Here is a 22,318-nt window from a genome sequence, read left to right as displayed (position 1 = left end):
GAACAGACGATGCAAGGCACGCCAGGGCCGTTGCTGGAGCTCGATCATCTGCACGTGACGTTCGGCGACACCGTCGCAGTGAACGACGTCACGCTCGCGATCGAACGCGGCGAGCGCGTAGCGCTGGTCGGTGAATCGGGATCGGGCAAGAGCGTCACGGCGCTGTCGATCCTGCGCTTGCTGAACGATGCCGAGGTGAGCGGAGCGATCCGCTTTAACGGCGAGGATCTGCTCGCAAAGAGCGAACGCGAGATGCGTGGTCTGCGCGGCTCGGCTATCGCGATGATCTTCCAGGAGCCGATGTCGGCGCTCAACCCGCTCTATACGGTGGGCGAGCAGATCGCAGAGACGATCGTGATCCACGATGGCGTACCGGCGAAGGAGGCGCGCAAGCGCGCTGTTGCTCTGCTCGCGCGTACTGGTGTCGCGGAGCCCGGCAAGCGGGTCAACAGTTATCCGCATCAGCTCTCCGGCGGACAGCGCCAGCGCGCGATGATTGCGATGGCGCTCGCGTGCCGTCCGCGTCTGTTGCTCGCCGACGAGCCGACCACCGCGCTCGACGTGACGATCCGCGCGCAGATCGTCGAGCTGCTGCTCGAACTGCAACGCGACGAAGCAGAAAAGCGCGGCATGGCCGTGCTGCTGATCACGCACGATCTGAACCTAGTGCGTCATTTCGCGCAGCGCGTGGCGGTGATGGAGCGTGGAGTGCTGGTCGAAAGCGGGACCGTCGAGCAGGTCTTCAATTCGCCGCAGCATCCATACACGCAACGTCTGCTGCAAAGCCGGCCGGAGCGCACCGTGGTGCCGGTATTGCCGATCTCACCGGTGCTGCTCGAGGCGCGTGACGTCTCGGTCGAATTCAAAACGAAGCTGCCGGGCCTCGGCGGCTGGTTCCGCTCGGGACGTTTCCGCGCGGTTGCCGATGCGACGGTGTCGGTGCGGCAGGGTGAGACGCTCGGCATCGTCGGTGAATCGGGCTCGGGCAAGTCGACGCTGGCGATGGCATTGCTCGGCTTGCAGCGCACCGCGCATGGCGAGATCGAGTTTCAGGGCAGGGCGCTCGCGAGTTATCGCGGACACGAGCAGACCGTCCTGCGCTCCAATATGCAGGTGGTCTTTCAGGACCCGTTCAGTTCGCTGTCGCCGCGCCAGACGATCGAACGGATCGTCGGCGAGGGGCTTGCGTTGCATCGTCCGCAGATGGACGCAGCGGCGCGGCGCGAGAAGGTGATTGCGGTGCTGCGCGAAGTCGGGCTCGATCGCACGGTGCTGTACCGTTACCCGCACGAGTTCTCCGGCGGACAGCGGCAACGCATCGCAATCGCGCGGGCGCTGGTGCTCGAGCCGCGCATCCTGATTTTGGATGAACCCACCAGTGCGCTCGACGTCTCCATCCAGCAGCAGGTGCTCAAGCTTCTGGCCGGGTTGCAACGCAAGTACAACCTCGGCTTCGTGTTCATCAGCCACGATCTGGCGGTAATCGGCGCGATGGCGCACCGGGTCGCGGTCATGCAGAACGGTATGATCGTGGAATCGGGGGAGGTTGAGCAGATTTTTGCGACGCCCGCCCATCCTTACACTCGAAAGCTTCTGCAAGCGGCGCTCGTGGACTGAAATTCACCAATTGGGTGCGTGTCTCGATTGTATTTTTCTATTTGTTTTGACACACGAATACTTACTGGCTAGTATCGACCAAACTTTTTTCCGTATGCTACTGATTCTCCACTGATTTTTAGGCAATAACTACCGACCAATGCAGCACCGAAACTTAACCCAGGCTTGTACGCGCGTCGTCGCCGGGATGTTCATTGGCGTACTGATGGCAGCAGCTCCCGGCGCTTTCGCCGACGAAGTAAGCAGTTTCAATCAGAATGCCTCATTTTCGACCCAGGATGGGTCGACTCCGCTGTCCGCTCCCACTTCGCAAAATTCCAGCGCAAGCACCGACACCGGCAGCAGCGCGCGGTCGTTTTTGTCCGGCATGGCAGGCAAAGCGGGTGATGTGGTGGTCGGCGCGCTCAATATGATTGGCGTGCGTTACCGTTGGGGTGGCGATACGCCGGACTCCGGCCTCGATTGCAGCGGTTTTGTGCGTTACGTGTTCCAGGATACGCTGGGCATGGCCCTGCCGCGCCGCGCTGAGGAAATGAGCCGGGTTGGCGAAAAGGTCAGCATGAGCAACCTGAAGCCGGGCGATCTGGTGTTTTTCAATACGATGCGCCGCACGTTCTCGCACGTTGGTATCTACATCGGCGACAACAAGTTTGTGCATTCGCCGTCTACCGGCAGCACGATCCGCGTCGACGATCTGGATGATGGCTACTGGGAAAAGCGCTTCACTGGTGCACGCCGGGTCGAAACGTCCTATCAGGGCTCGCAGGATCTGAAGCAGCGTGTCAATGCTGCGATTGGCGGCGGGAATAACTGACGCCTCGCACCAAAAAAGATCCACTGTTAAAAAAGCCTGCTTCTTGCGAAGCAGGCTTTTTTATTTTGTTCGCCGGAAAAGGCGAAAAGGGTGCAAAGCGTGCGGACGGCACCTTCGGCGGGCGCCCGGGTGGAATCCGGTTATACCGCGACGCGGCTCGCCGCAAGCTTACGTTGCAACTCCGGCATGATCTTCGCGGCGGCTTCCTCGCCGGCCAGAATGGCCGCGTTGCGCTGCGAGAAGTCGCTCCCACTCATGGCCGCGAGATTCGGGCGGATCACGACATCCGCGTACTTGTCGAGCTCGTAGGCCTTGATGGTCTGTCCCATGATCGTGAAGGTCTGCAGCAGCACGTCGAACGAGCTGGTCGTGAGGCCCGTTTCAGGGCGCTGCGAGATGTCCACGGCAATCACGAAGTCCGCGCCCATCTTGCGGGCGAACGACGCGGGCACCGGGCTCACCAGACCGCCGTCGACGTACTCATGGCCGCCAATCGTCACCGGCTCGAAGATCGACGGCACGCTGCACGAGGCGCGCACGGCGATGCCCGTGTTGCCGCGCTGGAACAGGATCGGCTGGCCGCTGTTCAGATCGGTGGCGACCACGCCGAGCGGCTTGGCCATCTTTTCGATCGGACGGTTGTTCAGCGTCGTATTCAGGTAATTCTGCAACGCCACGCCCTGCAGGAAGCCGCGCGTGCGAAACGGCATGGCCCAGTCGCTGATCGAGGCTTCATCCATGGTCAGCGCGAGCTTGTTGAGCGCAAAGCCGTTCATGCCGGAGGCATAGAGCGCGCCCACCACCGAGCCGGCACTGGTGCCCGCCACCAGATCCACCTGAATGTTGCGCGCCTCGAGCGCCTTGATCACGCCGATATGCGCGAACCCGCGCGCCGCGCCGCCACCCAGGGCCAGGCCGACGCGAATGGGCCGCTGCGGTCGGGCGAGCGGCGGGACGACGGATGGCGTGGCCGGCGGATTGGTCGACGCGGTATTGACCGGCGGCTGCGAGGCGGTCTCCGGCCGGCTGCCAGCCGTCGTACAGGCGGTCAGGACGGCGGACGCCGCGGCGATCGAGAAGCTGCGGCGGGTAAGGCGTGGGGTGGACTGTGTCAACGATTTCTCCAGCAACGGCGCCGGTCCCGCAGAGGGTTCCAGAGCGGCCGCGTTTCAAGCGAACAGGATCGCCCGTAGCGTTCTTTTTACGGCGCCGCAATCGAGGTGAATCACGGCGCGCGCACATCATAAATCAAAGCCTGATGGCGGCGCGTTGCGCGTGAAAAAACGTTACAGATGCGTCGACAGGACTCGCGCAAACCTCTGTCACGACGCCGCGCTTCGCGCGCGCCAGGGCTGGGAACAGGCCGTCGGAAGGTATAATTCGGCTCTTGCATTTTTCATCCGCCTCCGTGCGCGGCGACTGTTGCCGCATGGACGCGTTCCGCTGCCGCGCCTGCTGGTGTTTCACTGCCGCGCGCCGGCGCCTGCCTTCCGAGTAACCGCTTATGACCACCTCCGTTCGCACCCGCTTCGCACCGAGCCCCACTGGCTACATCCATCTCGGCAACATCCGTTCTGCGCTGTATCCGTGGGCGTTCGCGCGCAAAACGAAGGGCGCTTTCGTGTTGCGGGTCGAGGACACCGATGTGGAGCGTTCCACGGAAGCGTCCGTCGATGCCATCCTCGAAGGCATGGAGTGGCTCGGGCTCGATTACGACGAAGGCCCGTTCTACCAGATGCAGCGCATGGACCGCTATCGCGAAGTGGTCAAGCAGATGGTCGAGCAGGGGCTGGCTTACCCGTGCTACATGTCGACCGAAGAACTCGACGCATTGCGTGAGCGTCAGCGTGCGGCCGGCGAAAAGCCGCGCTACGACGGCACGTGGCGCCCGGAACCCGGCAAGGTGCTGCCGACGCCGCCGGCGGGCGTACAGCCCGTGATGCGCTTTCGCAATCCGCTCACGGGTGTCGTGGCGTGGGACGACGCGGTGAAAGGCCCTATCGAGATCTCGAACGAAGAACTCGACGATCTCGTGATCGCACGTCCGGACGGCACGCCGACCTACAACTTCTGCGTGGTGGTGGACGACCTCGACATGCGTATCACTCACGTGATTCGTGGCGACGATCACGTCAACAACACGCCGCGCCAGATCAACATCCTGCGCGCGCTGGGGGGCGAGCCGCCGGTCTACGCGCACTTGCCGACCGTGCTGAACGAGCAGGGCGAAAAGATGAGCAAGCGTCATGGCGCGATGAGCGTGATGGGCTATCGCGATGCCGGTTTTCTGCCGGAAGCCGTGCTGAATTACCTCGCGCGACTGGGCTGGTCGCACGGCGATGCGGAGATTTTTTCGCGCGAACAGTTCGTCGAATGGTTCGACCTCGAGCACCTCGGCAAGTCGCCGGCTCAGTACGATCACGACAAGCTCAAGTGGCTCAACGCGCACTACATCAAGGAAGCAGACAACGCACGTCTGGCTGAACTGACGCGACCGTTCTTCGCGGAGCTGGGCATCGAGGAAGCAACGATTGCTCAAGGCGCAGATCTCGTCGCCATCGTGGGCCTGCTGAAGGATCGCGCTACGACGGTCAAGGAGATCGCGGAGAACGCCGCGATGTTCTATCGCACGCCTGCGCCCGAAGCGGAAGCGCTCGCACAGCATGTGACCGATGCGGTGCGGCCGGCCATCGCCGATCTCGCGGTTGCGTTGAAGAGCGCGGAGTGGACCAAGGAGAGCATCTCGGCCACATTCAAGGCCACGCTCGGCGCCCACAAGCTGAAGATGCCGCAGCTTGCCATGCCGGTGCGTCTGCTCGTGGCAGGTACGACGCACACACCATCGATCGATGCGGTGTTGATGTTGTTTGGCCGCGATGTGGTGGTGAGCCGCCTCGAAAAAGCGCCAGCCTGAGCGGCGTGAGAGGGATTGCATGCGACTCCTGAAAAAAGTCGCATGGAATCACTCAGAGGGTATTTACAAAGCGAGGTTTGCTCTCTAAAATCTCGTTTCTGTTCTGCAAGGGGGGGTATAGCTCAGCTGGGAGAGCGCTTGCATGGCATGCAAGAGGTCAGCGGTTCGATCCCGCTTACCTCCACCATCAGAGCAGATTGAAGTCTTTTCCGGTGTCCGGATGCGGTAGCAAAAAAGACTTCACAAGCAGTAACAATGTAGTTAGAATATTGGTCTTCGCTGCTTACGGACTGAATTTAACGTCAGTTAGCAGCAAGATAAAGACAGATCTGAAAAGATTATGTCCCCTTCGTCTAGAGGCCTAGGACATCACCCTTTCACGGTGAGTACAGGGGTTCGAATCCCCTAGGGGACGCCAAACATCAGCGTCGCTTTAATGTTCGAATGAAGCAGGTTCGAAGACAAATAAAGTGGTGCAGCTTGCAGAGAAATAACCGACGCTCGCAAGCTTGGGTGTAAAGACTGGAGTGGTAGTTCAGTCGGTTAGAATACCGGCCTGTCACGCCGGGGGTCGCGGGTTCGAGTCCCGTCCACTCCGCCAGACAAAGCCCGTTCATGTGAACTGAACGGGCTTTTTCATTAAAGGTGTAAGCGTACGTTGTCCCCTTCGTCTAGAGGCCTAGGACATCACCCTTTCACGGTGAGTACAGGGGTTCGAATCCCCTAGGGGACGCCAAAGACGGCGTACAAAATCTGGAGCGGTAGTTCAGTTGGTTAGAATACCGGCCTGTCACGCCGGGGGTCGCGGGTTCGAGTCCCGTCCGCTCCGCCAGATTGCTCAAAACGTTCCGTTCGGAACTGTTCAAACAGATAGCGCAGGGCCTTGTGAATAGGGGTTCTGCGCTCATCGTCCGAAGTAACTTTCCAGTTCGTCGTTTGGTTTGTCCGGCTGAGTCTCAACGTTGTTGATAGGCTTGATGGCCGGCACAATTCGCTTGTGCGAATTACCAGGTAATCCTAACGGCAAGCAAATTAAACTTCGCTTTCCTTCAGCACATCGGTCGCCGCTTCACAGGCGCCACGCAACTGTTCGCGCATCAGGTCCTGAACGATCGGATCGCCCGAGACGATCGCGTTCTTGATCTTTACTGCCAGCTCGCACGACACGCGCATGCGGCCACCACGCGACATCGCGATGCGCCGCAAGCGCCGCACGGGGCCAATGAGGCTCGCGTGGGTCGCCTGCAGCGTACGGTTGTCGGCGAGCGTCATGACGATAGCGTAGAAGCGGTCGAGGCCATCGACATAGCTTGCGGGATCGTTTGCCGCGAGACTTGCCTGCATGGCGTCCGTTACATCCTCGAGTTGCGCGCGGCCGAGCGCCGTGATCCGCTCAGCGGCAAGCTGCACCGCCAGGCATTCGAGCGCCATACGCACCCGGTAAATCTCTGCCACGTCACGCAGCGACACCGACCGAACAAACGCACCAACCCGCGCCACCACCGTAACCAGCCCTTCACGCTCGAGCTGCGCAAACGCTTCGCGCATAGGCGTGCGGCTCACGTTCAGCTGCTTCGCGACCTGCACCTCGGAAAGCCTGCTGCCAGGCGCGAGCACGCCTTCAACGATCGCCTCGCGCAACGCCGGCACGACGACGCCGTCGCTCAATGAATCGCTTGGCGCATCCACGGTGCGCATGCGCGAGTGATATTTACGGCCGATCGCATCGAGCGCTTGCTCCGGTGTCGCTACCGCTGATTCCCGCAATTTACTTTTCGTCGACGAAGTCATTGACATCCCGGTATAGGCTGAATACGCTGTATACAGATTATACAGCAAGCTAGTCGCGAGGAGACTATTTTGGATAACGCATCTCTGCCGCAGCCGGTCCTGATCGATCGGACGGGGCCGGTTCTTACCTTTACGCTCAACAATCCGGAAGCGGGCAATGAAGTCACGGCGCCGATGTTCGACGCGATGATTGCCGTCTTGCGGGCAGAAGCCGTCATGCCGGCCGCCCGGGTGTTGCGCATTCGCGCGCGTGGCGAGGTCTTTTGCACCGGTCGCGAGCGGGCCGGACGCGATGCGGTGTCGATTCATCAGGAAGTCTCGCGACTGATCGAGTTGAAGCGTCTGCTGCGGGCGTCGTCGCTGATCACCATTGCCGAAGTGCAGGGCAATGCCTTCGGTTTTGGCCTGGGCCTCGCCATCCTGTGCGATTTCACGCTGGTATCGAGCAGCGCGAGTCTCGCGTTTCCTGAGATGAGGAAAGGTCTGCCGCCCGCCGCGATCATGGCCTATCTCGGCAGCTACTCGCTACCCAAACACGTGTTCCCGATGGTCCTGTTCGGCGATGAAATTACAGCCGAAGCTGCGCTTGCCGCAGGCCTCGTCACCCGCGTGGTCTCCGGAGAATTGCTGCAGGCCGAAGCCGAAGCGCTCACCGAGCGTGTCCTCGCGCTCGACGACACGGGTGCCCGCCAGTGCAAGGCGTTCTTCCAGTCCGCGCAGGAAAGTCCGATCGAACACAACTTCCGCTGCGCCACCGAAACGCTGACGGTCGCAGCGCTGCGTCTGCAGGGCAAGTAGGCCGTTGCGCCAACCCATTCGACAGGCCACGCAGGTCTGCAGGAGACGGAAATGAGTGTGAACGCAGGGGCGCGGCTCGACCGCTTGCCGATGTCGGGTTTTCATCGCCGCATCATGTGGCTGATCGGCATCGGCATGTTTTTCGACGGCTTCGATATCTATGTGGCGTCGACGGTGCTGGGTGCCACGCTGAAAAGCGGCTTTTCGACGCTCGGACAGAACGCGCTGTTCGTGTCGCTGACCTTCCTTGGCATGATGCTCGGCTCATTGGCAACAGGCTTTCTGGGCGACCGGTACGGCCGGCGCTTCACCTACCAGACCAACCTGATGGTGTTCGGCGTGGCATCGCTTGGCGCCGCGCTCGCGCCGAACATGATCGTGCTGATCGCCTGCCGCTTCGTGATGGGGCTCGGTCTCGGCGCGGAAAACGTGGTCGGCTATTCAACGCTCACGGAGTTCGCTCCGCCCGCCTCGCGGGGCAAGCTGCAGGGCTTGATGGCCGTCTTCGTGGTATCCGGACTGCCAGTCGCAGGGTTGATCGGACTCCTGCTGATTCCCGTGCTCGGCTGGCGCGGCATGTTCGTGCTCGGCGGGATTGGCGCGATCGGCGTATGGTATGCGCGCAAGTCGTTACCGGAGTCGCCGCGTTGGCTCGAGTCCGCTGGACATGATAAGGAAGCCGAAGCGATTCTGTCGACAATCGAAGCCGAGGTGAGGGCCGAGCACGGCAACGCGCCACTACCTGTGCCGGTGCAGAGGCCGCTCATCGCACCATCGCGCGAACTCGGCTCGCTCTTCAGCGGCGTCATGCTGCCGCGGATGATCGTCGGCTGCGTGACGCTGATCGTCATCAACACGCTGCTGTACGGCTTCGTGACGTGGCTGCCGACCTTCTTCGTGCATCAGGGTTTCAGCATCGCAAAGTCGTTCGGGTTCGCGCTCGTGATGTCGCTGGGTGCGCCGCTCGGCTCGGGTTTTGGGGCGTTGACCGCCGACCGCCTCGGTCGCAAGAAAGCCATTATCGGCGCATCGCTATTCGCCATCGTGTTCGGCTCGGTCTATCCGTTCGTGAGCAATGAAGTTCTACTGCCTATCGTCGGATTGCTGCTCGTGATTCCCATCTATGTGCTGGTCGCGCTGCTGTTCGCGATCTACGTGCCGGAATTGTTTCCGACCGAAGTCCGGCTGCGCGCGTCCGGTATTTGCAACACCCTTGGCCGCGGGGCGACGATCATCACGCCATTCATCGTGGTCGCCCTGTTCGCGCACTACGGTGTGATCGGCGTATTGGCCTTGATGATCGGCTTGCTGGCGATTCAGATCGTGGTGGTGGGAGCGCTTGGCGTCGAGTCGACGGGCCAGCGCCTCGAAGATATTCAGCCGAGCGGCGCGACTGCGCGCCACGAGGTCGGTGCGGATGCGCGGGTGTCCCCGCTTAAGTAAATACGGAGAATCTGGAATGGATGCAGTGAACAAGCAATACCTGAACGCACAGCTGTTCATCGACGGCAAGTTTGTCGATGCGGCTTCGGGCAAGACCATGGATATCATCAACCCGGCCAACGGCGCGGTGATCGGGCAGCTCGCAGCGGCATCGGCAGAAGACGTGGATCGCGCGGTGCAAGGCGCACACACGGCCTTCGAAAGTGGCGTATGGCGCGATCTTTCGATCCAGCAACGTGCCCGCGTGCTGAACCGCTTTGCAGATCTGTTCGAAGCGGATCTGGGGAATTTCTACAAGCTCGAAACGCTCAACAACGGGCGTCCGCTCGTCGAAACGCGTGCGCAGATTTCGCGCTTGCCGCAGTTCTACCGCTATTTCGCGGCACTTGCGTTGACGCGTCGCAGCGACGTGATCCCTATCGAAGGCCCGTATCTCTGCTATACCCAGCGCGTGCCGCTCGGCGTGTGTGCGTTGATGACGTCGTTCAACCATCCGTTGATGATTCTGTCGAAGAGTCTCGCCCCAGCGCTTGCGACCGGCAATAGCGTGGTCATCAAGGCCTCGGAACAGACCCCGCTCACGACCGTGCGGCTCGTCGAACTGTTGCAGCAGGCCGGCGTACCGGACGGCGTGGTGAATGTGGTGAACGGCGAGGGCAAGGAAGCGGGCGCGGCGCTGGCGCGTCATCCGCTGATTGCCAAGGTGGTGTTCACCGGCGGTACGGAAGTGGGGCGTTCTATCGGTGAAGCGGCTGCGCAGAATTTCGCTTTGACGACGCTCGAACTGGGCGGCAAGGGCGCGGTCATGCTGTTCGACGACATGGACCTCGATCGCGCGGTGAATGGCGCCGCGTTCGCGGCGTTTATCGGTGCGGGACAGACCTGCGTATGCGGCGCGCGCATTCTGGTTCAGGAAACGATCTATGCAGCGTTCCTCGAGAAATTCAAGGCGAAGGTCGCATCGATCCGCGTCGGCGACCCCGCCGACATCAACACACAACTCGGTCCGGTGATCTCGGCGCGTTCGCGCACGCGCATCCTTGCGATGCTGGAGCGAGGAATCGCGGAAGGCGCGAAGGTGCTGAGCGGCGGCGGCATTCCGGCGCACCTGCGCGACGAGGGCTTCTATCTCGAGCCCACCGCGTTCTATGACGTCGACCCGAAGTCCGAACTCGGTCAAGGTGAAGTGTTCGGGCCGGTCACGGTGATCATGCCGTTCAAGGACGAGGCGGACGCACTGCGCATCGCCAACGACACGCAATTCGGACTTGCTGCTTCGGTTTGGACACAGGATGTGGCACGTGCTCACCGTGTGGCGAGCAAGCTCATCTTCGGCATGGTCTGGATCAACGATCACCATCGTCTGGACCCAGCTTCGCCGTGGGGCGGCTTCAAGAACAGTGGGGTAGGGCGCGAGACCGGCATCGAATCGTTCGACCAGTTCAGCGAACCGCGGGCCGTGACGGTCAACACAAGCGGTACGACAGTCGACTGGTATGCGGACGATGGCCAGCTGAAGCGGCTCAATTGATGAATATGCAAAGTACTGCTTAGGTTTCAGGTTAGATAATCGACAATTGATCCCTTGATCAAATGCCGCGCGGCGCCCTCGAGCACCGCGCGGCATTTTGCATGTATACCAGGTCGCCTGGCTGCGGGTCCAGCTTGCTTACGATCCTTCCGCCTCTCTTTCACCGCGATCGATCGTGCACAAAAGTGGGCACACATACTTAAGAAATGATTAAGCACATCCATTGTGTGCACATAATTGGCGCGACGTTTTTTACCCATCTGCGAGACCACGAGAACAGATTACCGTTTCGTCGAGATGCGCCAGTGTCTTGACGTTTACTGCCTGGCGTATGCGGTTGCATTGACCGGGTTAGCAACCGAGTATGGTCGGGTGTGGGTAAACGGAGTGTGAAATATGTCGGAAGCGCAAACAGTGCTCAAGGACGATGTAGCGGAACCCGTTTCCGTCGATCTGGCCGAACCGGCCCCCATCGATCGTGAAACATTCCATTACTGGCTGTCCGGAGAGCAAAACACATTTGAGGGAATCGATTTTGCGCTCAGGATCACCAGCTTTCTCGACTGTCACGACGCACTGATGGTTGGCTGCGGTCAGCAACTCGGTTATGTAGACGACTCGCCGCAACGGCGCCCTGATCTGCACGCCTTCGGCCGCGAACCATATGGTTCGCCGGAATTCGGCGGCCGCCGCTATGTCCGCTCCATCCGCTTGCTCGAAGCGGGCTCGCTCGACACCTTGACCGTTATGGATACGTGTGACCATCTCAGCGAACTAGAGTGCGGTTGTCTGTTCGCCGAGGCAAATCGGGTGCTGAAACCGAACGGATATTTCATCGTGCGCGTGCCCGTTGGTTACGGGCGGGCAACCGTCTCGCGCAAACGCATGGCAGAAGCGCGCCGGGCCGACGAGCCGGGCGTAAGAGAGTCCGGCCGGGTCGCGAAGCTCTCTCGCCAGACGGGCGGAGTGCGTTTCAGATTCAAGGCGTTTCGCCGCTCGCTTGCCGAAAGCTTCGATATAGAACAAGCGGTGAATCAACCCTGGCCGGGTTTGCCCCGCTGGTTCAATTCCCGCCGCATCATGCTGTGCCGGAAGCGCGAAGCGCAATAAGGCCCGCGGGCACGCTAACTGCTGGTCTACGGCCATCCCACGGCTATCGCTATCAGTGGATGAATTTCATGCGCCGAGGGACTACAGTAGCAATGTTGCGCGCTCGTCAGAACACAATCTGTCGCGATGTCGACGACGGGTTCGGAGTTTATCGCCATGGCCAAGCATACCGGACCACCAGAATCGGGGGCGGATAGCCCTGCGGAGCGTCCCGTGGATAGCCGCGCGGACGGTCCCCCTGGAGATTCTGGGCAAGACTTCAGTCAACGCTTCGATCCTGACCTCGATCCCATGTACGCCATGCCGCCTGCGCGGTTTGGGCGCCTTGCGCTCTGGGCTGCGTCGGCGAGTGCGCTGACGGTGGGAGTGGCGGCCACGGTCGCATATGGCGTCTGGTTCGATCAGGATCAGCGCGCCTATACGCGAGCGATGGCTACGGCGCAACAGGCGCTCTCGACACGTGTCGCAGCCACGGTCCCAGCCACGCTCACAGCCACGCTCACAGCCGCACCTCCGGAACAGATGCTATCGGCCGCCGCTGCTTTCGTGCCGGACCCGCCGCTTTCGGCGACCCCGACGACCGCCATGACCACCACAACAGCCGCACCAGTGCAGACGCCAACAACGTGGTCAGGTCGGGTAGGCGCAGCTGCACCGCCCGCGAACTCTCAGACCACGCTAGCCGACGCGGATGAAACAGAGCCACCCCCTTCGGCTTTACCCGCCCAGCCCGATTCAAGCGACACGCCTTCCTCCGATGCCCTCGCGCCGCATGCAAGCAGCGCACGGCCAGCGATGACGAGCGGTGGCGTGAAGCAGATCCGGCATCGTCCGCTGGTGCGCGCCAAGCCGAATACCGGCTTGCTAGCACGCATGGAATCGTATTTTCATCGTGGAAACTATCGGCAGCATGGCAACGGAAGCCAGCAGGACCAGGACCTCTACGCCCACTCGTGAGCCGCGCTTTGCAGCGCCTGCCGTACGCAAGCCGGCCTTTACGGTTCGCTTCGGCTGGGGGCCGGCTGCGCTGGCGGGGATTGCCTTGCTGTGCCTGCTGGCCGGACTCCTCGTGCTCGCGGTGCAGATCAAGACCATCTTCTCCGATCAGTTGAAGCAGGAATATACGGGGCTGGTTCTCGACGCTATCGGACGCGCCGAAAGCGCGCGCGATCTCGCCACTGCTCGCCAGCCGCTAACCGGAGATAGTGGAGACAGCAACGCGGAGCCGCAGGACTATCGAAATGCGCGTATCGGTCTTGCAGCCCGTCTCGCGTCCGTCGCTGCGATTGTGAACGTGGATCCGGCAGGGGCGCCGCACATCCCTCAGCGGGCACTCTCGCCCGACGCCAACTTCGACGATACGGATGCCTTGTTGCGCTCCCAGTCGGCCTATTGGCGCACGCGGCGCGATCTCGTCAGCGCGGATCTGCACACGCGGATCTCGCACGTCGCGAGAACACTGATGGTGTTGTCGGCGCTGATCTTCAGCGCGCTGGTCACGGCGCTCGGCATGTACGCGAAGCGCACGCGGCAACTGGCACGCGAGTCGCACCGTTTCGAGTTCGCCGCATTGCACGATCCGCTGACCGGGCTGCCAAACCGGCGTCATCTGTTTGACACGCTTGCGCGAACCCCGCCGGTAGCGAGGAGTGATCCACTCGGGCACACGCTCGCCGTTCTGTATATCGATCTGGACGGCTTCAAACAGGTCAACGATTCACGCGGTCACCGCACCGGCGATGAATTCCTGATCGCCGTAGCACGGCGCTTTCGCAAGTCGGTTCGTCCGGTCGATGTGGTGGCGAGAATCGGCGGTGACGAGTTCGCCGTGCTGGTGCGCGGATTTTCCATGGACGCTGAACTCGGCTCGATTGCGGAGCGCCTGATCGCCTGTGTGGTCGATACGGGCGAGCAGATGCGGATCGGCTTTGTCAGCGCCAGCATCGGCATCGCAAGCTTTCCGCAACCTGTCGAAGACTACCGTCATCTGCTCGCCGCTGCGGACGAGACGATGTATCAGGTCAAACGCAACGGCAAGAACGGCTACGCTTTCGCGCTGCCCGTCGAGCGTTCCGAGGCACTTTGATCCACGCGGCATCGGCTGCGCGAATCTGTCCGAAGGTATCGAAAGGGTGCGCTGCCGATCGGCGAGAGGACCGTGGTGAGGCGACCGTGCGGAATCACAAATTTCGCGTGAAATTGACAGACACCGGCGCTTTCACCGCCTAGACTGATTACGGTCATTCCGCTTGCGATGCGGGTACGTTCCATGTCGACCTTGTGACAAGCCCCACTCTGACAGTGCAACCTCAGCGCAACCCGGATGGACCGCAGCCAGACTGTCGTTGCTGATCCCATCGCTTCCCAGGAGATTTGCCATGCCCCAGGTATCGACGACCGAGGCGGACGCCGCGTCCCTCGACACTTCGCGTTCCGGTTATGAACTGCTCGCCGACCCGCTGTTGAACAAGGGCACCGCGTTCAGCGAGGCGGAGCGGGACAGCTTCGATCTGCACGGACTCTTGCCGCCCACTATCGGCACCCTCGAAGAGCAGGTGTCGCGACGTCTGCAGGTGTTGCGTGCATTTGGGACGGACCTTGAGCGCTACGCGTTCCTGCGCGATCTGCAGGATACCAACGAAACGCTGTTTTTCGCGTTGCTGGTGCAGAACCTCGAAGAGATGTTGCCCGTCGTTTACACGCCGACGGTCGGCGCCGGTTGCCAGCAATTCAGCCGTCTGTTCCGCAAGCCTCGTGGCCTGTTTTTGAGCATGCCGCACAAGAACCGCATCGAGGAGATCCTTGCCCACCCGCGCTTCGACAAGGTCGAGGCCATCGTCGTAACGGATGGCGAGCGCATTCTCGGTCTCGGCGATCAGGGCGCGGGCGGGATGGGCATCCCGATCGGCAAACTGGCGCTCTATACCGGCTGCGGCGGTCTTCATCCTGCGACGACGCTGCCCATCATGCTCGACGTCGGCACGGACAATCCCGACTGCCTGAATGATCCGCTGTACATCGGCTGGCGTCACGAGCGCGTCCGCGGTGAGGAGTACGATGATTTTATCGAGGCCTTCGTGAGCGCCGTCGCAAAGCGCTGGCCGCATGTGCTGCTGCAATGGGAAGACTTCGCGAAGAACAACGCGACGCGCATGCTCGAACGCTACCGCGATCGTCTGTGTACGTTCAATGACGACGTGCAGGGCACTGCGGCAGTGGCGACCGGCACACTGCTCGCGGCGGTCAATGTCACCGGCGTGCCGTTGACGGAGCAACGCATTGCCGTGATGGGCGCGGGCTCGGCCGGTTGCGGCATTGCGAGTCTGATCCGCAAGGCGATGACCGATGCCGGCCTGTCGGATAGCGAGGCCGGCAAGCGCTTTTTCATGGTCGATCGCGATGGCCTGCTGGTTGACGGCATGGACGGCATCGCGTCGTTCCAGCAACCGTTTCTGCAGGACAAGGCGGCGATTGCCGACTGGAAGCTCGATCATCCGGACCGCGTCGCCTTGCTCGACGTGGTGCGCAACGCGAAGCCGACGGTGCTGATCGGCGTGTCGGGGCAGGCTGGGGCGTTCTCCGAACCGGTGGTCCGGGCGATGGCCGAAATCAACAAGCGTCCCGTGATCTTTCCGCTCTCGAATCCCACCTCGCGCGCGGAAGCGACACCGGAAGATCTGCAGGCCTGGACCGATGGCCGGGCCGTCATCGGCACGGGCAGTCCGTTCCCGCCGATCGAGCGCAATGGTGCCAAGTTCAAGGTGGATCAGACCAACAACTCCTATATCTTCCCGGGCGTCGGTCTGGGCGCTATCGCGGTCAAGGCTTCGCGTGTGAGCGACCAGATGTTCATGGCGGCGGCGAAAGCGCTCGCTGCGGCTTCGCCGGCCCGTAACGATCCCAACAAAAACCTGCTGCCGCCGGTGACCTCTTTGCGTGAAGTGTCGATCACGGTTGCGCTTGCAGTGGCGCTACAGGCGCACAAGGAAGGGCTGACCCAGGGCGTCGAAACGGATCAGATAGACGGTCTGATCCGTAACAAGGTATGGACACCTCACTACGTGCCTTATAACCGTATCGACGGCAGTACGCCGTAAGCCGGCTGCGTGGGTGTCCACAAGACGGCTCTGAAGCTTCCGCGCGGTGGACACCTGGCCGCTCGGTGCAGCAAGGTGTGCCGAAGAGCGCGCCCCTCCACGGGGCCGCCCGGTGGATGTCTGCGTGTGTGCTTTGGCGTAACCGCGAGGCACGCGGCGCGCGAGTCGCACAACGGACCATAACCCTGATCGAATAACCAGGCCGTACAACAGGCCACACAACAACAGGAGCCACGCTGTGGTCGACACGATTCTCAATGGCTTGCTGCCGGTTGCATTTGTCATCATGCTAGGCTGGCTCTCGGCCCGGATCCGTCTGCTGAAGCATGACGATGCCGGCGTGCTGGCGACACTCGTGATCCGCTTCGCGCTACCGTTCGCGCTGTTTGAAGGCGCCGTGAAGACATCGCCCGAAAAGCTGCACAACGTGGGTTTTGCGCTGTGTCTGACGCTAGGTTTGATGGGCACCTACCTGATCGCTCTTGCGGTGGGGCGCTTCGTGTTCAAACACGACCTGCGTACGGCAACGATGCAGGCGCTGGTGTGCGCCTTCCCCGATATGGCGTATTTCGGCGCGCCGATTCTGGCCGCGGTGTTCGGGCCCGAAGGATTTCTGGCGGTGCTGGTCGGCAATCTCATCACCAGCATCTTCATGCTGCCGCTGACCATCGTCCTTACGAACCTCGGTGGCACTGGCGAGAATGAGGGGCAGCGGCCGGATATCCTGCGCATTTTTGGCCAGAGCATTGCGCGTGCGGTGATCAATCCGATCGTCTGGCTGCCGATCTCCGGCATGGTGCTGAGCTTCGCCCATGTCACGTTGCCCGGTCCTGTGCTCACGTCGATCGATCTGATTGCCAAGGCCGCGGGCGGCACCTCGCTCTTTGCGCTCGGACTGATGCTGTATGGCGAGCGCTTCAAGATTAACGCCAACGTCCTCGCCAATCTCGGCATCAAGAACTTTCTGCAGCCGTTGATCATGGCGCTCGGCGCGGTGCTGTTCGGCGTGGTCGGGGCGCCCGCGCACCAGGCCGTGATCACCGGCGCCGTGCCGACTGCTACCGCGGCCGCCATGTTCGCGCTCAAGAGCAATACGTATACGGCCGACGCCACTTCGACGATCCTGATCAGTACGATCCTGGGTGTCCTTATCGAAGGACTGCTGGTCGCCTACTTCTTCTGAGCGACACCGCCGCGCCGGCACACCGGCGCGGCCAGCAGCAAACGGCCTAAGCGCGCCGCTTCTTGCTCAGCGTGATGGTTTCGAACAGCGTGTAGTTGGCCGTAGGCGTCTGATCCGCACCCGGCGCGTGATAGTAGTTCATCGTGATGGTCGTCGTGCCGCCGTGTTCGCCCGGATCGTGATCGAACACGGCAATGCCATAACCCGTTCCCGTGTCGCGTTGCGCTGACCAGATCGCATCTTCCAGCGCATCGGCGGGGTTGCGCATGAACGTGTTCGCAGTCGTGCCTGGGATGGGACGGTTTGGCTTGGTGAAGACCTTCGCTTGTGGCAAACCGTTGGTGTTGTCTTCGCCATAGACATCGAGCGGTGCGCTCGTGCCGCCGCCGCCGAGGATCAGGTGGATCGTGCCATGGCTGGTGTCGAAAGTAGTGCTGGCCGGATCTGCCTGCGGCACGGGACGCGGTTGCAGCGTATCCACCACGGCGCCCGTGGTCGCATCCACGCCGGCGTTATGGTTGCAGCCGCGCACAGGATAGCTGCGTTCGTAGTCGTGGTCATGCCCGCATACCACGAGGTCGACACCGTAACGGTCGAATAGCGGCAGCCACGCCTCGCGAATGCCCTTGTCGGACCCATTGCCGGTCTTCGACGAAGTCAGCGCGTCCTGATGCATCTGCACGACGATCCAGTCGATCTCGTGATCTTCCGATGCATGACGCAGCGTCTCTTCGAGCCAACGGGTCTGGATACCCTTGCTGTACCCACGCACGTAGAGCGACGTGCCCGCTTCGATCGGCGCATGACCTGTGCTGGCCACCGGCACCAGCGGATCAGGACCCGCCACGAAGGCCGCTGCGTCCTGATAGACCACGTCGTCAGCATCGAGCGAGATAAACAGCACCGAACTCACGCGAAAGCTGTACCAGTGACCGGCAAACTGCGTGCCGTTCTCCGGCAACGTGTAACGCGTCAGATACGAGGCGAGACCTTGCGGACCGTTATTGAATTCGAGTTCGTGATTGCCCGGACACGGCATCCACGGCCGATTGGCCGCCGAGCTCTGGCAGTTGTTGCCGAAGTCGCGCCACACGTCGGGTTGATGCGTCGGGTTCAGGTTCGCGTAGCAGAGATCGCCGTTGAGCAGATGGAACAGCGGCTGGAAGCGTTCGACGGCCTGCACGGCAAAACGGCTCTGCGGATACGAGAGCACCCATTGGGTGTTGGGTGTGGCGAGATCCCCATAGGTGGTCCAGCGAAACGGCGTGCGTCCGCGCGGCGCCGTCTGGAAGCTCGCGGTGAACGGTTGTGCGGCGTTGCTGTCGTTGTCGGCCGTGACCGTGTACTGATAAGTGTTCGCTGGCTTGAGGCCGCGCAGGCGGGCGTGATACGTGAACACCGTAGCGCCGTTTATGCCATCCGTATAAATGCGTTGCACGCCGTGCACGGTTTGCTGTGCCTCGCCTGCGGCGCCGAACTGCACCCGGGGGTTGGACGCCGTGGCAAGCGAGGCCCACGAGACCACCACCTCACTCGTCGGATCGCTGCCCCAGGTCAGATGAATCTGCTCGGGTGTGCCGTCCGGATTCGTCGTGGCAGCCTTGCCCGTAGCGGCGAAGCTGCCGGTGGCGCCCGCCAGTCCGGAAGCGCCTGCGAGCTTGAGGAAGCCACGGCGCGAGACGGCCGCGAGGACATCGGCGGGGCGGGACGTGCTGGAAGCAGTGTCGGAAGCGAGATGGGCAGCGGGGGAGTTCTTGTTCGACATGTCGGTGCTCGGCCTGTGGGTTGGGAGGACAGCGCGCGGACGGCATCTCTGGCCGGACTGCATATGCAGCAGTCCAGCGCGGCTTGCCGTGACTCGAAGCGCGCAACCGCAACCACATTATTCGCAGAACTGTCTTTCCGTGTTGTGACAGCGCTGCCGGCACCACGCGTGCGACATCTGCGGATCGACCACTGATGTGCACATTGACGCCGGACATGCGGCCCGGCGCCAACCCTTCAGGCGAAGCTTTTAGTTCGCGTTAGCCTGCTTGCTGCCAAACGTCACGGTGATCGACGGCGCATACTGCGGCACCGTAATCATGGCGTCGTCGCTATCGCCATCGTCGCTGTTACCTGCTGCGAAGTGAAATTGCGGGCGCGGAATCTGCGTGGTCGCCGCCTTGATCGTCGTCGTGACGGGGTCGTAGCCTGACTTCTCGCATTTGATCTGCAGATCCGAGTCCGAGCGGCGCACGTCGACGCTATCCGGAGCGGTGACTGACCAGTCGCCCTTGCTGTTAGTCAATACGCATTTCGCATCGGCGACCGGCCCGTTGTTATCGACTACGGCGATCGACAGCGTCTCGCGGTCCTTCTTCTCGCCGCCATTGTTCGAATTCGACGCGCCGGTCACGTTGACCGTGTTAGCGGACTGCAGGTTGTTGCTGGCACCGCCGACGTTGCCCGCGAAGGCGCCCAGGGAGATGAGAGAAACCGTTGCAGCAACAACGGCTTTAAGGCTCTTGTAAATTTTGGTTCTCCTTTGCTTTAACTGAAAGCGCGCAGTCAATCGCTTTGCGATGGCCGCCTGAGCGACGGCACCGCAGGACTCTATCACGCCTATTTAAAGCTTGAAATCGGCTAGCCGATCAGGAGAAACCGCTTAGACGCCGGTGCGCACGCCGACGCGATATTGCGTGACATGGCGGTATTCCATGCCGGGCCGTAGCACCACCTGTGCGTTGTCGGCCATATTGATCTGATTGGGAAAGCCGCCTGCTTCGAGGCAAAGTCCGGCGTACTTCGAATAGGTGTGGCCGCCGCGGCCTTGCTCGCCTTCGAGGTGATTGCCGGTGTAAAACTGCAGGCCCCATTGATCGGTCAGGACGCTGAGCTCGCGTCCGCTCGCGGGCTCGTAGACACGTGCCACCTCGCGAACGGGCCGCGTGCTGTCTTTGACTTCAGGCAGTACGTAACAATGGTCAAAGCCAGCTGCGAGTGCGAGCTGGGTATTCGGCCAATCCAGGCGCGCACCGATCGGCGCGCTCTGGCGGAAATCGAACGCATTGCCGGCAACCTCTGCGCGGCGCGTGGGAATCATCTGCGCGTCGACCTCGAAAAAAGCTTCGGCGTCGATCGAGACCACATGACCGCGGACGTCGGCAGCGGCTTGGCCGGTCAGATTGAAATAGCCGTGGCTCGTCAGGTTGAGCGGCGTGGGTGCGTCGGCGATGGCCTCGTAAGCGATCGTCAACGTGCCCTCGTCATCGAGCGTGTAGCGGACCTGAACGCTCACGTGGCCCGGAAAGCCCGCATCGCCCTCAGGCGATTCAAGTCGCATGACGAGCGAGCCGTTGTCCTCGGCCGCCTCCCAGCACAGGCGATTGAAGCCGGTACTGCCTCCATGCAGCAGATTGTTGCCCTCGTTGCGGTCGAGCGTGTACTCGATGCCGTCCAGCGCGAAGCGTGCCGCCTCGATGCGGTTGGCCCAGCGCCCGATCAGGCCGCCCATGTAAGTTGTGGAGGCCAGGTACTCGGCGGGCGTATCGTGGCCGAGCAGGATATCGCCGAGCCGGCCGGCGCGGTCCGGCGCATGCCACGACACGAGGGTCGCGCCCAGGTCGCTGATACTGACCTTCATGCCATGCGCATTGCGCAGCGTGAAGAGCTGGACCGGGTCGCCGCCGGGCACATTGCCCCAGGGTTCGGTCGAGAAGCGTGCGTGACTGATCATATCGGCGAGAGAAAAAGATTGCGAAAGCGGGATTTCAAAAGCGCACGCAGAGCATACGCCGGGTGTGACTGTGCCTAGCCGGGTGCAGCCGCGGACCTGGTACGTTCCTGATATTCCCGCGGCGTGCAGCCGAGCTCACGGCGAAACACCGCATACATGTACTGCAAGGACGTAAAGCCGCAACGGATCGCAACCTCCGCGCTCGAGGCGTCGCGTCTCGCGAGCATCGCCTTGGCGGCATCGAGCTTGTGACGCAGGATCTCCTGATGCACTGTACATTGCAATTCGCGCCGAAAATATTCTTCGAGCGACGAGCGCGACACGCCGACGTAATCGGCCACCTGTTCGGTGCGGATACCCTGGCAACCGTACTGGCGGATAAAGTGCCGCGCGCGCATCACATAAGGGCTCGTAAGCGGCTGGTGACGGGTCGATTCGAGCACGTTGATACCGACCGGCGGCACGCGGATGCGCCGGCCCGGAAAGCGCGCGCCGTGCAGCATCTGATGCAGCAGGTGAGCGGCAGTGCGACCCATTTCCTCGGTGCCCTGAATCACGGACGACAGCGGAATGCGTGTGAGGGTGCGGCTCAGCGGATCGTTGTCGATGCCGATGATCGAGACCTGTTCGGGCACGGCTATCCCGGCGGTCAGGCAGGCTTGCAGCAGTTGCCGTGCGCGGGCGTCGCTGACCGCGATGATGCCGACCGGTTTGGGCAGTTTTTCGAGCCAGCCGGTGAGCTGTTCGATGGCCTGGTTCCACGACGGTGCGCTGGTGGACAGGCCACGGTAGATCTCGTCGTCGATCTCCTCGGCGCTGCGGCCTTCGGCGGCGCGCAGGCTGACGAAGGCCAGCTCGCGCTGCTGCGCCCAGCGGTTCTCCGGCGCCTGCGGCAGGCTATAGAGCGCGAAGTGCGGCAAGCCCGCACCGATCAGATGGGTATAGGCGAGCGAGACGAGCTGGGTGTTATCCGTCGCGATGTAGGGCAGCTCGGGCGGGTAGTGCGTCTCGTCCTCGTACGACGAACCGACCGCCACCACCGGCAGCGGGCAGCCGCGCAGCGCTTCGCAGACTGCGGGGTCGTCGAAGTCCGCGATGATGCCGTCGCCGTCGAAGCGCTCGATGCCTGTCAGCCGGCAGCGAAAGTCTTCTTCGAGAAACAGGTCCCACGCAACGCGGGTGGAGAGCAGGTAATTGCCAATGCCGCTAATGATCTGGCGGTCATACACCTTGTTCGCGTTGAACAGCAGCGCGATCCGATGGGGTCTTTGCGGCGTCTGGGGGCGGGTCATCGTCGATGGC

The 22,318-nt window shown here is 62.0% G+C and carries 17 protein-coding genes and 5 tRNA genes; 16 read left to right on the top strand and 6 right to left on the bottom strand.

From position 1 onward, the window contains the following. Positions 1-9 precede the first annotated feature (9 nt). On the top strand, positions 10-1,617 hold the full coding sequence (locus P3T20_RS14195; protein WP_429287172.1) for an ABC transporter ATP-binding protein: 1,608 nt from the start codon (positions 10-12) through the stop codon (positions 1,615-1,617). A 139-nt stretch (positions 1,618-1,756) separates the two neighbouring features. Next, positions 1,757-2,431 (top strand): C40 family peptidase, encoded by a 675-nt coding sequence (locus P3T20_RS14190; RefSeq protein ID WP_074264227.1) that lies wholly within the window; start codon positions 1,757-1,759, stop codon positions 2,429-2,431. 140 nt (positions 2,432-2,571) lie between these two features. Here the strand turns inward: P3T20_RS14190 and P3T20_RS14185 are convergent, their stop codons facing one another. Further along, a complete protein-coding gene (locus P3T20_RS14185; protein ID WP_429287139.1) occupies positions 2,572-3,546 on the bottom strand; it encodes a patatin-like phospholipase family protein in 975 nt (324 codons plus the stop codon). Between the two features lie 389 nt (positions 3,547-3,935). Between P3T20_RS14185 and gltX the strand changes: the two genes are divergently transcribed. The 6 genes from gltX to P3T20_RS14155 all read left to right on the top strand — a co-directional run bounded on the left by gltX (position 3,936) and on the right by P3T20_RS14155 (position 6,177). Beyond that, positions 3,936-5,345 carry a glutamate--tRNA ligase gene (gltX, locus tag P3T20_RS14180; RefSeq protein ID WP_074264229.1) on the top strand — a complete coding sequence of 470 codons (1,410 nt, stop codon included), beginning with the start codon at positions 3,936-3,938 and terminating at the stop codon, positions 5,343-5,345. A 111-nt stretch (positions 5,346-5,456) separates the two neighbouring features. Then, a tRNA-Ala gene (locus P3T20_RS14175) sits at positions 5,457-5,532 on the top strand. A 155-nt stretch (positions 5,533-5,687) separates the two neighbouring features. Then, a tRNA-Glu gene (locus P3T20_RS14170) sits at positions 5,688-5,763 on the top strand. A gap of 106 nt (positions 5,764-5,869) precedes the next feature. Further along, positions 5,870-5,946, top strand: a tRNA-Asp gene (locus P3T20_RS14165). Between the two features lie 59 nt (positions 5,947-6,005). Beyond that, positions 6,006-6,081 (top strand) — tRNA-Glu (locus tag P3T20_RS14160). 19 nt (positions 6,082-6,100) lie between these two features. Next, positions 6,101-6,177: transfer RNA gene (locus P3T20_RS14155), tRNA-Asp, on the top strand. Positions 6,178-6,377: 200 nt separating this feature from the next. Here P3T20_RS14155 and P3T20_RS14150 read toward each other — a convergent pair. Continuing rightward, entirely contained in the window at positions 6,378-7,136 is a 759-nt protein-coding gene (locus tag P3T20_RS14150; RefSeq protein ID WP_083611391.1) for a GntR family transcriptional regulator, read from the bottom strand. Positions 7,137-7,205: 69 nt separating this feature from the next. Here P3T20_RS14150 and P3T20_RS14145 point away from each other — a divergent pair, with 69 nt between their 5' ends. The 8 genes from P3T20_RS14145 (at position 7,206) to P3T20_RS14110 (ending at position 17,298) form a co-directional block, all read left to right on the top strand. Next, entirely contained in the window at positions 7,206-7,934 is a 729-nt protein-coding gene (locus tag P3T20_RS14145; protein ID WP_074264230.1) for an enoyl-CoA hydratase/isomerase family protein, read from the top strand. Positions 7,935-7,985: 51 nt separating this feature from the next. Continuing rightward, the gene (locus tag P3T20_RS14140; RefSeq protein WP_074264231.1) at positions 7,986-9,377 is read left to right on the top strand and encodes an MFS transporter; all 1,392 of its coding nucleotides are present in this window, start codon (positions 7,986-7,988) and stop codon (positions 9,375-9,377) included. A 16-nt stretch (positions 9,378-9,393) separates the two neighbouring features. Further along, a complete protein-coding gene (locus tag P3T20_RS14135; protein WP_429287138.1) occupies positions 9,394-10,908 on the top strand; it encodes an aldehyde dehydrogenase in 1,515 nt (504 codons plus the stop codon). A 414-nt stretch (positions 10,909-11,322) separates the two neighbouring features. Next, a complete protein-coding gene (locus P3T20_RS14130; protein ID WP_429287137.1) occupies positions 11,323-12,018 on the top strand; it encodes a hypothetical protein in 696 nt (231 codons plus the stop codon). 156 nt (positions 12,019-12,174) lie between these two features. Further along, positions 12,175-12,975 carry a hypothetical protein gene (locus tag P3T20_RS14125; RefSeq protein WP_429287136.1) on the top strand — a complete coding sequence of 267 codons (801 nt, stop codon included), beginning with the start codon at positions 12,175-12,177 and terminating at the stop codon, positions 12,973-12,975. After that, on the top strand, positions 12,929-14,104 hold the full coding sequence (locus P3T20_RS14120) for a diguanylate cyclase domain-containing protein (protein WP_429287135.1): 1,176 nt from the start codon (positions 12,929-12,931) through the stop codon (positions 14,102-14,104). Before P3T20_RS14125 ends, P3T20_RS14120 begins: the two co-directional genes overlap by 47 nt. A gap of 292 nt (positions 14,105-14,396) precedes the next feature. Next, positions 14,397-16,115, top strand: a complete 1,719-nt coding sequence (locus P3T20_RS14115) for an NAD-dependent malic enzyme (protein WP_429287134.1) — start codon at positions 14,397-14,399, stop codon at positions 16,113-16,115. Positions 16,116-16,353: 238 nt separating this feature from the next. Then, positions 16,354-17,298, top strand: a complete 945-nt coding sequence (locus tag P3T20_RS14110; protein ID WP_429287133.1) for an AEC family transporter — start codon at positions 16,354-16,356, stop codon at positions 17,296-17,298. Positions 17,299-17,344: 46 nt separating this feature from the next. Here the strand turns inward: P3T20_RS14110 and P3T20_RS14105 are convergent, their stop codons facing one another. The 4 genes from P3T20_RS14105 to P3T20_RS14090 form a co-directional block, all read right to left on the bottom strand. Further along, complete coding sequence (locus P3T20_RS14105) at positions 17,345-19,063, bottom strand: fibronectin type III domain-containing protein (protein ID WP_429287132.1); 1,719 nt, start codon at positions 19,061-19,063, stop codon at positions 17,345-17,347. Positions 19,064-19,312: 249 nt separating this feature from the next. Next, complete coding sequence (locus tag P3T20_RS14100; protein ID WP_429287131.1) at positions 19,313-19,852, bottom strand: hypothetical protein; 540 nt, start codon at positions 19,850-19,852, stop codon at positions 19,313-19,315. A 93-nt stretch (positions 19,853-19,945) separates the two neighbouring features. Further along, a complete protein-coding gene (locus P3T20_RS14095) occupies positions 19,946-21,016 on the bottom strand; it encodes an aldose epimerase family protein (protein WP_429287130.1) in 1,071 nt (356 codons plus the stop codon). Positions 21,017-21,090: 74 nt separating this feature from the next. Beyond that, positions 21,091-22,308 (bottom strand): XylR family transcriptional regulator, encoded by a 1,218-nt coding sequence (locus tag P3T20_RS14090; RefSeq protein WP_074264241.1) that lies wholly within the window; start codon positions 22,306-22,308, stop codon positions 21,091-21,093. Positions 22,309-22,318: the final 10 nt, after the last annotated feature.

This window comes from Paraburkholderia sp. GAS206C (genome assembly GCF_050435645.1).
GTDB lineage: Bacteria > Pseudomonadota > Gammaproteobacteria > Burkholderiales > Burkholderiaceae > Paraburkholderia > Paraburkholderia phenazinium_B.
This window is presented reverse-complemented; position numbering and strand designations above follow the sequence as displayed.

Excerpts from the sequence above, each read along its gene's own strand:
- P3T20_RS14195 (WP_429287172.1), top strand. The coding sequence starts at position 10 with ATGCAAGGCACGCCAGGGCCGTTGCTGGAGCTCGATCATCTGCACGTG.
- P3T20_RS14190 (WP_074264227.1), top strand. The coding sequence starts at position 1,757 with ATGCAGCACCGAAACTTAACCCAGGCTTGTACGCGCGTCGTCGCCGGG.
- gltX (WP_074264229.1), top strand. The coding sequence starts at position 3,936 with ATGACCACCTCCGTTCGCACCCGCTTCGCACCGAGCCCCACTGGCTAC.
- P3T20_RS14150 (WP_083611391.1), bottom strand. The coding sequence starts at position 7,136 with ATGACTTCGTCGACGAAAAGTAAATTGCGGGAATCAGCGGTAGCGACA.
- P3T20_RS14140 (WP_074264231.1), top strand. The coding sequence starts at position 7,986 with ATGAGTGTGAACGCAGGGGCGCGGCTCGACCGCTTGCCGATGTCGGGT.
- P3T20_RS14135 (WP_429287138.1), top strand. The coding sequence starts at position 9,394 with ATGGATGCAGTGAACAAGCAATACCTGAACGCACAGCTGTTCATCGAC.
- P3T20_RS14125 (WP_429287136.1), top strand. The coding sequence starts at position 12,175 with ATGGCCAAGCATACCGGACCACCAGAATCGGGGGCGGATAGCCCTGCG.
- P3T20_RS14120 (WP_429287135.1), top strand. The coding sequence starts at position 12,929 with ATGGCAACGGAAGCCAGCAGGACCAGGACCTCTACGCCCACTCGTGAG.
- P3T20_RS14115 (WP_429287134.1), top strand. The coding sequence starts at position 14,397 with ATGCCCCAGGTATCGACGACCGAGGCGGACGCCGCGTCCCTCGACACT.
- P3T20_RS14105 (WP_429287132.1), bottom strand. The coding sequence starts at position 19,063 with ATGTCGAACAAGAACTCCCCCGCTGCCCATCTCGCTTCCGACACTGCT.
- P3T20_RS14095 (WP_429287130.1), bottom strand. The coding sequence starts at position 21,016 with ATGATCAGTCACGCACGCTTCTCGACCGAACCCTGGGGCAATGTGCCC.
- P3T20_RS14090 (WP_074264241.1), bottom strand. The coding sequence starts at position 22,308 with ATGACCCGCCCCCAGACGCCGCAAAGACCCCATCGGATCGCGCTGCTG.